Origin of the sequence: Bariatricus sp. SGI.154, assembly GCF_050313795.1 — a bacterium.
Classification (GTDB): Bacteria; Bacillota; Clostridia; order Lachnospirales; family Lachnospiraceae; genus CAMBRQ01.
In genome coordinates, this window is the sequence record NZ_JBNPMC010000006.1 from 70,253 (window position 1) to 82,481 (window position 12,229).

At 42.7% G+C, this 12,229-nt stretch carries 11 protein-coding genes; 5 read left to right on the forward strand and 6 right to left on the reverse strand.

The features are described from left to right. Nucleotides 1-112 precede the first annotated feature (112 nt). The 4 genes from ACQRBN_RS04945 to ACQRBN_RS04960 all read left to right on the forward strand — a co-directional run bounded on the left by ACQRBN_RS04945 (nt 113) and on the right by ACQRBN_RS04960 (nt 4,210). On the forward strand, nt 113-634 hold the full coding sequence (locus ACQRBN_RS04945) for a response regulator transcription factor (RefSeq protein ID WP_427737871.1): 522 nt from the start codon (nt 113-115) through the stop codon (nt 632-634). Next, nucleotides 621-1,976, forward strand: coding sequence for an ATP-binding protein (locus ACQRBN_RS04950; RefSeq protein ID WP_427737872.1), 1,356 nt, complete (start codon nt 621-623; stop codon nt 1,974-1,976). Before ACQRBN_RS04945 ends, ACQRBN_RS04950 begins: the two co-directional genes overlap by 14 nt. 102 nt (nt 1,977-2,078) lie before the next feature. Beyond that, entirely contained in the window at nt 2,079-3,572 is a 1,494-nt protein-coding gene (locus ACQRBN_RS04955; protein ID WP_427737873.1) for an ABC transporter permease, read from the forward strand. A gap of 11 nt (nt 3,573-3,583) precedes the next feature. Next, nucleotides 3,584-4,210, forward strand: coding sequence for an ATP-binding cassette domain-containing protein (locus ACQRBN_RS04960; protein ID WP_427737874.1), 627 nt, complete (start codon nt 3,584-3,586; stop codon nt 4,208-4,210). A 48-nt stretch (nt 4,211-4,258) separates the two neighbouring features. Here the strand turns inward: ACQRBN_RS04960 and ACQRBN_RS04965 are convergent, their stop codons facing one another. The 3 genes from ACQRBN_RS04965 to ACQRBN_RS04975 form a co-directional block, all read right to left on the reverse strand. Next, nucleotides 4,259-5,332, reverse strand: a complete 1,074-nt coding sequence (locus ACQRBN_RS04965; protein WP_427737875.1) for a M24 family metallopeptidase — start codon at nt 5,330-5,332, stop codon at nt 4,259-4,261. A gap of 285 nt (nt 5,333-5,617) precedes the next feature. Further along, nucleotides 5,618-6,664 (reverse strand): STAS-like domain-containing protein, encoded by a 1,047-nt coding sequence (locus tag ACQRBN_RS04970; protein ID WP_427737876.1) that lies wholly within the window; start codon nt 6,662-6,664, stop codon nt 5,618-5,620. Nucleotides 6,665-6,810: 146 nt separating this feature from the next. After that, entirely contained in the window at nt 6,811-7,380 is a 570-nt protein-coding gene (locus ACQRBN_RS04975; protein ID WP_427737877.1) for a flavodoxin domain-containing protein, read from the reverse strand. Nucleotides 7,381-7,664: 284 nt separating this feature from the next. Between ACQRBN_RS04975 and ACQRBN_RS04980 the strand changes: the two genes are divergently transcribed. Next, nucleotides 7,665-8,219: a TetR/AcrR family transcriptional regulator gene (locus ACQRBN_RS04980; protein WP_427737878.1), complete on the forward strand. Its 555-nt coding sequence runs from the start codon at nt 7,665-7,667 to the stop codon at nt 8,217-8,219. 130 nt (nt 8,220-8,349) lie between these two features. On the opposite strand, the gene ACQRBN_RS04985 is transcribed toward ACQRBN_RS04980, so the two are convergent. From ACQRBN_RS04985 to ACQRBN_RS04995, 3 genes are read right to left on the reverse strand one after another with little or no spacing between them, the layout of a single operon-like run. After that, entirely contained in the window at nt 8,350-10,494 is a 2,145-nt protein-coding gene (locus tag ACQRBN_RS04985) for a carbohydrate-binding domain-containing protein (RefSeq protein ID WP_427737879.1), read from the reverse strand. Between the two features lie 4 nt (nt 10,495-10,498). Further along, nucleotides 10,499-11,173, reverse strand: a complete 675-nt coding sequence (locus tag ACQRBN_RS04990) for a DUF4956 domain-containing protein (RefSeq protein ID WP_427737880.1) — start codon at nt 11,171-11,173, stop codon at nt 10,499-10,501. Further along, nucleotides 11,146-11,982 carry a polyphosphate polymerase domain-containing protein gene (locus ACQRBN_RS04995; RefSeq protein ID WP_427737881.1) on the reverse strand — a complete coding sequence of 279 codons (837 nt, stop codon included), beginning with the start codon at nt 11,980-11,982 and terminating at the stop codon, nt 11,146-11,148. The genes ACQRBN_RS04990 and ACQRBN_RS04995 overlap by 28 nt, the downstream gene beginning before the upstream one ends. Nucleotides 11,983-12,229 lie beyond the last annotated feature (247 nt).

Here is a 12,229-nt window from a genome sequence, read left to right on the forward strand (position 1 = left end):
GGACAGCAATTTTGCTGTCCTTCTTGCTAATAGATGGTATTTTGATTACAATTAAAAACAGGTAGCAAAACATAAAAAATCTCTGGAATCTAAATCAAATCTAAATGATATTATGATGCCGCGTTTAGATGGATACAGTGTATGCAAGACTGTACGGGAAAGTTCAGATACGCCGGTTATTATGCTGACAGCGTTGGATGATGAGGAAGCACAGGTTAAAGCATTCGAATTACAAGTTGATGATTATATCACAAAGCCATTTTCGCTGAAACTTGTCCTGCTCAGGGTGGAAGCAGTGCTAAGAAGAAGTAAAACGGCAGATACGAAGGGGCAGACAAAAAAGCAGACTGTTATTACATATGGAGAACTCCGGTTTGAAGTAGAGACTATGCGCGTGTATCGTGGGCAGGATGAGGTTTCTCTGACAAAAATTGAATTTGAACTTTTGAAATTGTTCTTAGAGAATCAGGAACGGGTATTCACCAGGGACAATCTGCTGAATCAAGTGTGGGGATATGATTTTGCCGGAGATGAGAAGACGGTCAACATACATATTATGAACCTGCGCCGCAAATTAGGCGCCGACTGCATTGAAACGATCAGAGGGGTGGGATATCGTCTTGCAAAAAATTAAAAACAGCCTTTCTGCAAAGGTTTTTCTCTGGGTAATGTCAGTACTTACCATATGTAGTCTGCTTATTTATGGAATTGTGATGGTCGTGATTCCGCGTCAATATACCGCTTTTTCCAATAGTAGAATTGATATGGCGGCAGAGGAACTGGAAGCGGAACTGGAACATATAGATTTTCAAAGTGCGAATGATAAGATCTATGAGTTCTGCATGAACAATCATTCGGCGGCCCTTTTGGTAACGGGAGAAAATACGGTTAGTTTTGGCGATACCAGCAGCATTTCAGAAAGCGAAAACAGTTTTACCGTATCCATTGTGCTACAGTTTACAGACTGTGAAACACCAAGTTCCCTTACCATTGTTTCTGCTGCTTCAACCACAGATGAACTTAATTCTACATTCCTTCATATGCTGCCGTTCATTTTAATTATTATACTGCTGATTTCTACCGTCAGTGCATGGGTATGCAGCAGGGTGATTGTCCGGCCAATACTGGACATCAGCAGCATATCAAAGCGAATGGCACAGATGGATATGACGTGGCATTGTGATGTAAATCGCTCTGATGAATTGGGGACATTGGCAAATAGCCTTAATATGATGTCTTTAAAACTGACCCAGGCAATGAATCAATTAGAGCAGGCAAATGAACAGCTCAAAGCAGAGATTGCAGCTGTAAACGTGATTGAAAAACAGCGGCGTGACTTCTTTGCAGCCGCATCTCACGAATTGAAAACGCCGATTACGATCCTCAAGGGGCAGATTGAGAGTATGATATTGGAAATTGGCAAATATAAAGATGTAAAGAGCGTTCTGCCGGAGACGTTGCAGGAAGTTGAAAATATGGAGCAGCTTGTAAAAGAGATTTTGTCTATTTCACGACTTGAAATGAATGGACTTACAGAGCATTTAGAGCAGATCCGGGTAGATGAATGTCTACGGGCAGTAATTGCGCAGCTTATGCCTCTGGCACAGGACAAAAAGATGGAGATTCATGATGACATACAGAAGGCTGTAGTATCCGGCAATCGACTCCTGTTTCAAAAGGCGCTTCATAACATTGTAAGTAATGCAGTCTGCCATTCCCCCAAGAAGAGTGAGATTAAGATTTGTCTGACGGCAGAAAAACTGACTGTACAGAATTCGGGAGTCACTTTGCCGGAAGAAGATATTTCCGAGTTGTTTACTCCATTTTATCGGGTGGAGAAGTCCCGGAATAAGATGACCGGCGGAAGTGGATTGGGATTATATCTGGTAAAAACAATCCTTGATTTACATCACCTTCCATTTTCAATTGCAAATGGTGATCATTGTGTTATTTTTACGATATTCTTAAAAAGATAAATCAAAATTGCAAAATTAAGTGAAAACTAAATACAAGCAAAATCAAAATAAAACTATCCATTCTTATACTAAAATAAATTAAAAGAAAGGATGGTTTTTATTATGTCATTATTTTATCGTGCGCTGGCGTATATCACCCGTAAGCGTGGCAGGTCGATCCTTCTATTTCTGCTGCTCCTTGTGATTGCAACATTGGTACTTTCCGGTGTTGCCATTAAAGATGCGACGCAGACAGCACAGCTCAATGTGCGGCAGGCGCTTGGCGGTGTATTTACCATGGAGCAGAACACGAGTGATTCCAGTAAATGGGAATCGAAAGAAGTCGGCAGCTACGGCACTCAGTCATGGTATACAGGCGAACCTCTTTCAGAAGAAGTTGCAGACACTATTATGGAGAAGGTAAATGGTATCCGGGGATATAATGCCACTGCTACCAACTATGTGGTTGCCGCAGATTCCGAGGGTAATACATTGGACTTATTGGAATCTGATAGTGATGATGGGATGAATGGTCTGCTTGGCAGTTATGGGGATTTCAATTCAACGGTTGCAACTTATGCAAGTACGGATACGGCCTTTGACAGTTACTTTACTGGCGGATATCTGGAACTGGTGGAGGGCCGTCATGTAACCGCAGAAGATGAAAATGCAGTTATGATCAGCAAAGAACTGGCAGAACTCAATGGTCTGAGTGTGGGAGACAAACTCCTTCTTCATATGTCTGAATTTAAGGCATCCATGGTTGGTGTGAATCCGGAAGAGACCAGGATGGAAGTAGAGATTGTTGGTCTATTCCACGCAACGACGAAAAGTTCCGCAACACTTTCCAACTGGTCGATGGATAATTCCCTCTATACGACTATGAATGTTGTGCGTTATGTACGTCCTGATACGCCGGATGAAGGGTATGAGAAGATTCATTTCTATGTAGATGATCCTGCGGAACTTGACAGGATTGTGGAACAGGTAAAGGCTCTGCCGGATATTGACCCGACAGACTTTATCGTGCAGTGTGACAGTAATAATGTAGATTCGGTCATGAAGCATTTGATGAATATGAATCGTCTGGTATCTGTTTTGATTGTGCTGGTGCTTTTCGTGGGAGCAGTTATCCTGTATCTGATTCTGTCCGGCAGGATTAAGGAGCGTGTGCACGAAAGTGGTATCCTATTGTCTCTTGGTTTCTCAAAGAAGAATATTATCTGCCAGTATCTGACGGAGATCCTGGTGATAGCGGTATTGGCATTTTCATTGTCAATCTTCACAAGTGGTGCTGTTGCGAACACGATTGGTAATCAATTACAGGATTATACTATGGATAATATTTCTGCCGGTACCTCCGTTGATGCTTCTGCAGAAAATGGTTCCGGCACTCCAGGTGCCAACGTAGATGGGGCAACGATTGTAGGTTCTGGTGATTTCGCACCTGAATTTGAGGGACAGGGGAGTCTGACAAAGATTGAAGTGACGATTCAGCCGCTTGTAATTCTCATCTTATATGGTGCAGGAATTGTGATCATCTGTTTTTCGGTTGTGATAGCGGCAATGCCTGTGTTGAGAATGAAGCCACGGGAGATACTTGCACAGATGAGTTGATGGAGGTATATATGAACAGACTGGAAATATGTAAAATGAGTTACTCTTATGACAATAAGCGATATGTGTTAAAGAACGTAGATTCTCAATTAGAAGCAGGGAAAATGTATGCAATCCTTGGTCCGTCCGGCTGTGGAAAGACGACACTGCTTTCCTTACTTGGCGGTCTGGATAGTCCGACGGAGGGGCAGATTCTTTACAACGGACAAGATATTGGGAAATTGGGGCTTGCCGACCACAGAAGGAACCATGTTGCATTTGTTTTTCAAAGTTACAACCTGATTGATTATCTGACACCGAAGGAAAATGTTGCCTTGACTTCTAAGTTGCCGCCGCTTCCTATTCTTAGGCGTGTCGGACTTAATGAGGAAGAAAGCAGGCGAAATGTATTGAAACTTTCCGGAGGGCAGCAGCAACGCGTGGCGATTGCCCGGGCTTTGGCTTCTGACGCAGATGTGATTCTCGCTGATGAGCCGACAGGCAATCTTGATGAAGATACAGCAGCAGAGATTACGGGAATCTTGAAAGAGTGTGCACATCTGATGAACAAATGCGTCGTTATCGTAACGCATTCGAATGATCTGGCAAAACAGGCTGATGTGGTATTCCGATTGAAGAAAGGGGAGTTACGAGAATGAGGGAGCTGCTATTAGCAACTCCCTCAGGTATGCATATTATTTACATTATTAGCCTACGATTCTCCATTTCTTATCAACTGCATTCAGAAGTTCATGTCCATCTTCTGTTACAAGTACAAGATCCTCGATACGAACACCGTATTTTCCTTCGATGTAGATACCTGGCTCGATAGAGAAGATCATGCCTGGCTCTGCAACATTCTTATTAATCGGGCTTACATCACCATACTCGTGATCTTCCTGTCCAATGAAATGTCCAAGACGGATCTTCCAGTATTCGCTGTATCCAGCCTCGTCAATCAGATCTCTTGCCTGTGCATCAATGTCACAGAAGCGTACGCCTGGCTTAATCACTGATTCAGCCTTCTCAACTGCCGTGCGAACCAGATCATGGATTGCTGTCTGCTCGTCATCTGCGCTCTTGCAGTAGAAGGTTCTTGTCATATCTGAGCAGTATCCTTTCCAGACACAACCCATATCGATCAGTACACATTCTCCTGCTTTCAGAGTTCTGGTATCGCTTGGCTCATGATGCTGGTCTGCGGCATTCGGTCCAAAGCATACGATGGTATCAAAACTTACTCCGCTTGCACCTGCTGCAAGGAACTCTGCATCGATAAAATCTGCAATTTCCTTCTCTGTCATGCCTTCTTTGATAAAAGCAGCAACCTTCTCCATAACGTTATCGTTAATTACAGAAGCCTCTTTCATGATTGCGATCTCTTCTTCGTTCTTTACTGCACGCACATCATCCACACAGTCAGATCCCCAAATTGTCTTCATCTGTGGACAGCGCTCCTGAAGAGGAATTAAGAAACGAGCCGGCCATGTCTTGTCAATGCCAAGTGTGCTCTCAGTGTCGATGTGCTCCATCAGGACACCAATCTGGTCATCCATATCACTGAACCATACTTCTTCGTATCCCGTATCAGATACATAATACAGATAGTTGAGGAACAGAGTATGTTTTCCATTGCTTCTCAGTAACAGCGCATATAATCTCTCACCAGGATTTACCATGATTCCTGTTAAGAAACGGATACTTAGTGGATCTGATACGAGTAACTGTGTCAGTCCCTTTTTCTCCATCTTGCCTAATACGCGGTTAATTCTTTCGTTCATTTTTTTAGTCTCCTTTCCCCATATGTGTATAAAATGAATCTATAGAAATAATAGCACAGTGGGTGGGAGTTGACTAGGATTTTTCGATTTTTCGTAACTTTTTTTGTAACAGTTCAGCCATAAGCCGGATTGTGGGCGAATCATGCTTGCATGAATGAACACACAATCCGGCTTATGAGCAGAGCGCCATTTTATGAGCAAAAAGAGCTGCGTAGCAGCGGAGAAGCATCGCAGATGCGTTTTGCGAATGGCGCGGGCTGAACTGTTACCTTTTTTTGATGTTTTTCAGGTTGTAACATGTTTGATCATACCCAGTACAGACTGGTTAGCATGTATTGGCAGTAATTCGATGTCGGGATGCTGATTCTGGAATACCCGGAATACTTCATCTGCGAATCCCTGTCCCATGAATTCGACCTCAGTGAAATCGAATTCCACTTTTTTGAATTGCTCCAGCCGATATAACACTCTTCTTGCTTGGGAACGGGCAATCGGCTCTCCGTATGGACATGCTTCTTTTATTGGAATAATCGTATGGATGAATCCTTCGTCAATTGGAGCATACATATTGAACACCTCCTGTGGTTTACGGGTGGTTTGATTCTCAAGTTTCATAACGACCAGGGTGCCTATCTTCTGAAGCCGTGTGTAGTAGGATATCAGATGCGATTGAACAAGTTTTTCCTTCTCATAGCATCCATAGGAATAGATAGCCTGATCCGACCAGATGGCTAATTCCCGCATCATTTTGGAGGAAAAGAAGATTCCTTCACCGGAATGGCAGGCGGGATTGCTTGTGAACTTCCCTTTATGGAGTTCTAAAATCGCATCTTGAATAGAGGCTTTTGTCCCGAGTTTTTCACTAAGATTTTTCTGGATATTGTTAAATATTCCAATACCATCGTCAGTAATAGATATTTCTGTGTAGAGATAGTCCTGCATGATATGGCAGGAAATATTCTGCCCCTGTGAATGTTCAATTGCGTTATTCATGATTTCCATAAATACGTAACTCCAGATATTCCTGGCCCCTTTAGACATTGATTGCAGGAGGGGCAGGATATCTTCATAGAATATTCTGTCTTCGGATAAGTTCCCATCCTGTGTATAGGTAAAATCCTTCATAACAGATATCATGGAATATCCTGTTTTGGTATCTTTATCTTCCTTTAGAATCTCATCGGTAACACATTCTTTGATATATCTTTTTACTGTGGTTATAGATATGCCGAAATTCTCCATTGTCTTTTGGATGAAACCGGTATCATCCTTTCGGAGTTTGTCAAGCATGTAGCGTTTGATGCTTTCTCTCTTTTCTTCCTGAAATGACATAATTACACACCTTTTTGAATTATAATTATTGTAAATAGAACTATAATATTGCTTTGGTTAAACTATAACATTTATGATTTGAAATATCAAGTGTGTGATTAGGAGGGGACGGGGGTTTTTTCAATTTCCCCCGTCCCAGATTCGATTTACCGTGTCCCTTTTTCAATTTGCCCTGTCCCCAATGCATAGTCAATCAGTGGCTGGATGGTATCCTGATTGGTAAAATCAATAGTTTTTCCATAGGTTTCAAGTAGCAGTTGATCTTCTTCCCGTAGGTCTTCAGGTGATTTCTTGGATAACATTCTGGCCAGCATTGCCATCATGGATCTGTGAACAAGGTTTAGTCTGGAGTAATCGATACCACCCCGGAGATGAAAGATGTGGAAGATATCTAGCATCTCGGGTGTCAATACTTTTTTTAATGATTCCCGGATATGGCTTACATTGGCTGGATCATCTGGATTGGCAAGTCCGCAGGTGAACAGGATGATATTCTTGCTGCGGATTTGGGGGAAATTCTGTGTCAGAAGTTTGATGCCGCTTATACCTCCGGCATAGAGCCCTCCTCCATAGATGATAGTATCGTAATTGGCAAAATCTTTGGCGTGGAAATTCTTTTTTTCTATCATTGGGCAGGATAGGGTCTTGGCGATCCAGTTCGCATAGCGTTCAGTAAATCCGTATTTTGATTCGTATATGACAATCGTCTGGTTCATAGGTTATCTCCTTTTTTGAATATTGAGTTTCCAAAACATCCGAAGGGAACTGCCAGTGGCAGATCCTGTAGGTGGATGAAAAAAGTGTTACAGTTGTGTCTTTTCTGCGATTATAGTATACTGATTATGATGAAAAATCAAGATTCAGAAAGAAAGTGCTACAATACTGGGGATTTGCGCCATTTTTTGGCTGCATATACAGCAGATGCATGAGAAATATGTGGTAGATACATGACAGATATATGGCGGACATATGAGAGATATCAGAAAGGAAATGTAAGAAGATGGATGGTCATCAAAGGCAAAAGGAACAGTCGAGACGGATGATAGAAGAGGCTTTATTTGCTTTAATGAAAGAAAAGGGGTATGCACAGATTACGGTCATGGAGATTGTAGCGAGGGCAGATGTGGCAAGACGAACTTTTTACCGCCTGTATGATTGTAAAGAAGATGTCATTACCTTTTATCTTGATCGGATATGTCAGGAATATCGAAGGAAAAGTACGGTTTTGGAAAGATATGATATCAGGCAGATTGCGGAAGATTATTTTACCTTTTGGTATCAGTATCGGGATTTTCTTTTATTGCTGCATCATCATAAATTGGATTACCTGTTGTATGATAGAGTTAGCAGTACCTCCATTGAGGTTGTCAGAGAACGTATCGGTGATAGCGAACTCAGATTGGATTCAGGGATGGAATATTTCGCAGATTATTCGGCAGGAGGATTTCTTAGTCTTTTATATCGATGGATCAGGAACGGAATGGAGGAATCCCCGGGACAGTATGCCGAAGTTGTCAGCCGGTCGATATTGGGTAAGTTAAAAACAGTTATCTAGGGAGAAATACATACATCAGAAGATATATTAAGTCATTGGAAAAGCAGTCAAGTTCCAGATGAAAAAATATAAACCGCTCCCTATCCAAGGCTTTCTATATGAAGCAGGCAGGGAACGGTTTAAAGAGAAACTATTGTATCTGTGTAATGATAGAGTCTAATGTTATGGTCGTTTCATCATCTCCAATACATATTGTGTAACTGTCGCCTTGTTGTAACTCTGGTGACGAGATTGCATACCACTGAATATTTTTTTCTGTCAGTATGTCTGCGATGACAGTTCCGTCAGAGTCTCTTACGGCAATCGTAGTACCGGCTTCAATCGTCGACTGTATGTTCTGGACAATGACAGGCTGCGTGGAAGATTCATCTGGATTCTGTGCCATTCCGGAACTTCCGACAGCGAGGAGAGTACCGCCAGTAATCTGGCATCCAGCTACGTAGTCAAGTGTTCCGTTGCCGCTGTTAGAAGGTCCATGGATGATGGAAGTACCACCCGTGATTAAGATACTGCCATTAGCATCCAGACCATCACCTTCTGCATTTACACAGAGAGTGCCGCCGTTGATCGTCAGGGCGGCTCCCTGATCTTCGCCTGCCATGCCGCCGTGCATACCATTTTTGAAATCCTTATTGCCTGTGTTTTCCGGACGTTCCGTAGTTTCCGTATCAGAAGTAGTATCATCTTCCGGATTAGATGCGCTGTCATCATCTCCGGCTGCATTGATGCCGTCATCACTTGCAATGATGTTAATATTTCCATCATCGATTACTATGTCAAATCCTTCGATTCCTTCATAACTCTGCTGAATATCAATAGAGCCGTCATTAATTGTAAGCAAAGCATCTGCATGAATACCATCGTCTCCGCTTGTAATACTGAAAGTTCCGCCATCGATGGTAACGTTCTGATTGCTTTGGAGAGCATCGTCACAGGAATCAATGGAGTAGATACCGTCTTTGATGGTAAGTTCCACATAAGATTTCAATGCTTTGGTACTGTCACTTTCTGTTGAGTCATCTGTGCCTTCAGCAATATTATCTTTGTTAGTATCTGCATTGTCTGGGACATCACCTTGTGGCATATCTTTTCCGGAGAAATCCTGGTCTCGCGGTGCTTTACCACCATCGGGTGCCTTTCCTTTTGGCATATTATCAACAGTTGCTGTTCCCTCTGGCATGTTGTTATTACCGGGATCGGCCCCTTCTGGCAGATTACTGTCAACGGAAATTCCTCCTTCTGGTAGTTCGCTGTCATCGGGGATTTCCCTTTGCGGCAGATTACCGTCATCAGGTGCTTCCCCTTGTGGCATACCACCGCCATTCGGAGATTTTTCCATTATCTGCCCGCCTCCCCTCATATCATTTTTAGATGCAGCATTGCTGGAACCTCCTCCGGTCTGGATATTAAATTCCCCGTCATTGATCAGCAGAAGAGTCTCTGCTTGTATTCCATCATTGGCAGCCGTAATCTGGAAATCTCCGTTTTCAATTATGACATAGCCTTTGTCCGTTTCATCAATATTAGTTGACTTAATCCCGTCTTCCCCGGCTTCAATTGTATAATTGCCATCCTTTATAGAGACGCTGTCCTTGCCAACGACACCATCTCCAGCTGAGGTGATAGAATATGTCCCGGAAACGAACTTCAGAGCATCTTTGCTTTGGATAGCGTGATTATAATTCCCGGTTACTGTAAGATTCCCGGTTCCGTTGAAGGTCAGGTCGTCTTTAGCGAAGATAGCGGCATCTGGCTCATCTTCAGCATCACTGTCATATACATACTCTGTGGCATCCGATACGCTATTATCTGTGTCGTCAGCCAGTGTGATAATAGTATCTCCGCTCTTAATATAGATGGGAGAAGAGGTGCTGCTGGAAAGTATAGCATTGTTAAGCACCAGTTTTACAGTACTTTTATCCGGAGCATCAACAATAATCTGCCCATCTGTGAGCGTTCCGGTAAGGATATAGGTTCCAGTTTGAGTAATGGTTGCAGTATTTTCTTCTATTTGAATATTAGTATCATCTGAAGAAATGGTATTGTTATCGAAGGTTAGTGTGCTGGAGGATGCTTCATCCCAAGAAGCGTCTAGTTTCTCTTCGCTGTATTTTCCTTCGGTTAGAGTTACCGTACTTTTTGTCGCATGGTTTGTAGCATCAGAAGTATTGTCAGAAGCAATATTGTTACGATCGGAAGTGTTATTGCTGCATCCCATTAAGGATAGTGTCAGGAGTATAACGCTTGTTAATATTAATTTTTTCTTCCTGTTCATATCTTTATAATTCCTCCTGTATTGTCTGGCGGCGTCCGCAGACGATGGTAAGATTGCCGTTTCGGCAGCGAATGGCGTCAATCATCTCTTTTTCCTGTCGGATGTCTTTTAGCGTGATATGGTAATCTAGTTCGTACATGCTTCCAAGGTTGGTTGTCTTTACCTGCCGCAGGCTACATTTAGAAGTGTATTTTTGGAAAATATCTTCGAAGATCTCAGTATAATCCAGATTCTCTGCAATCGTGATCCGCAGATCTTTTTCCGTATTCTTCGTATCGCCAAAAGAAGTTTTTCCAAGAATGAGAAATACGGCACCAATCAGGAGTGTCATGACTACGGCAAAAGAAAGAAATCCCATTCCCGTTGCAAGTCCTACTGCCATAGAGAAAAAGATGCTGGTAATATCTCTGGAACTTCCCGGTACGGAACGGAAACGGATGAGGCTGAAAGTTCCTAAGACCGCTACGCTGGTGCCTACATTGCCATTCACCAGCATAATGACTAGCTGTACAAGGGCAGGGAGGATGGCAAGAGTGATTACGAAGTTCTTCGTGTAAATTCCTTGCAGCATGTAGATAACTGCAATAAATATGCCCATGAGCAAAGAGACTGCGGTACATATAATAGCAGTCTGGATGGATAGGTTACCTTCTACACTGTTGAGTATACTTGTGAACATGAATTCTCTTTCTCCTTATCTGTTACTTTTTTATTCGCATTATAGATATCTGATGGCAGATCCGGCTGCTGGGTGGAAGGAATAGGGCTGCTGATGTTATCCGTAATCCAGGGATGCAGTTCTCCGCGCTTTACCGAGTCAGAGTATACATTCCCATATTTTGAAAAGGAAATAGGGTATATCTGAAGTGTGCATAGAAGATCTGCAAGCCATATGGGATATGCTGCCGGGACTTTGATTTCCATCAGGTATGTTTCCGGATTCAGTATCCGGCATTCTCCATCATATCCGAGTTCCAGACGGTGATAGCGGCTGCGGATATTCCGGTCTATGGTAATGCGAAGGTTGGAGTCGTCAGGGGTTACGTATGCGGTTCTGTCATAAGCCAGATATACCTGAGGCACCGGATGATGGAATTGCATGAAATACTCTATTTCACGCATGATCTGGTCGCTGTGTTCAGGCAGAGTGCCGTTTTCTAAGAAGACCTTTGCCTGCGCCATTGGAAGGGAAGTGCGGCGTTTATATACAACCCCGCAGTATTTCTTCTTAATCTCCAGGAATACCGGGCTGTCATCAGTGATCGTTCCGTAGCCGCGCACACGGAACTTTTCCTTGTATTTTGGTTTCTCGATGGAGTTGCGGATCAGTTCGTAGTCTGAGGTGTCGTAGTAGAGATTATGTATGGTATGAAGCCCGTATTGATCCGGGTGAAGTTTATCCTGGATGGCGGTTAGAAAGGCATCATATTGCTTCTGATCCAAGTGATATTTTTTTTCGACACGTTGAAAAAGGTATTGGTTGTTCATGGTGGGTGGTTTCCTCCTGATAAAAGTCGATATGTAAAATGTGGGGGAAGTGTGAAAAGTGTGTAAAAGGGGGAGTGGATTTGGAAGGGGACGGTGCATATCGTGTGTATCGCATAAAAAACAATAACGGATTGAAAAGTGTCACAAAAAATTAAAGATGAAATTGGAAATTATGTGAATTGACAGATAAAAGTATTCTAAGGTAAGATAATATATATTGTATATTTTGGGTAACTTTAGGCCATAT

Bases quoted from the DNA above. Each gene is read 5' to 3' on its own strand.
- ACQRBN_RS04945 (WP_427737871.1), top strand. From the start codon at position 113: ATGATGCCGCGTTTAGATGGATACAGTGTATGCAAGACTGTACGGGAA.
- ACQRBN_RS04955 (WP_427737873.1), top strand. From the start codon at position 2,079: ATGTCATTATTTTATCGTGCGCTGGCGTATATCACCCGTAAGCGTGGC.
- ACQRBN_RS04960 (WP_427737874.1), top strand. From the start codon at position 3,584: ATGAACAGACTGGAAATATGTAAAATGAGTTACTCTTATGACAATAAG.
- ACQRBN_RS04965 (WP_427737875.1), bottom strand. From the start codon at position 5,332: ATGAACGAAAGAATTAACCGCGTATTAGGCAAGATGGAGAAAAAGGGA.
- ACQRBN_RS04970 (WP_427737876.1), bottom strand. From the start codon at position 6,664: ATGTCATTTCAGGAAGAAAAGAGAGAAAGCATCAAACGCTACATGCTT.
- ACQRBN_RS04975 (WP_427737877.1), bottom strand. From the start codon at position 7,380: ATGAACCAGACGATTGTCATATACGAATCAAAATACGGATTTACTGAA.
- ACQRBN_RS04980 (WP_427737878.1), top strand. From the start codon at position 7,665: ATGGATGGTCATCAAAGGCAAAAGGAACAGTCGAGACGGATGATAGAA.
- ACQRBN_RS04985 (WP_427737879.1), bottom strand. From the start codon at position 10,494: ATGAACAGGAAGAAAAAATTAATATTAACAAGCGTTATACTCCTGACA.
- ACQRBN_RS04990 (WP_427737880.1), bottom strand. From the start codon at position 11,173: ATGTTCACAAGTATACTCAACAGTGTAGAAGGTAACCTATCCATCCAG.
- ACQRBN_RS04995 (WP_427737881.1), bottom strand. From the start codon at position 11,982: ATGAACAACCAATACCTTTTTCAACGTGTCGAAAAAAAATATCACTTG.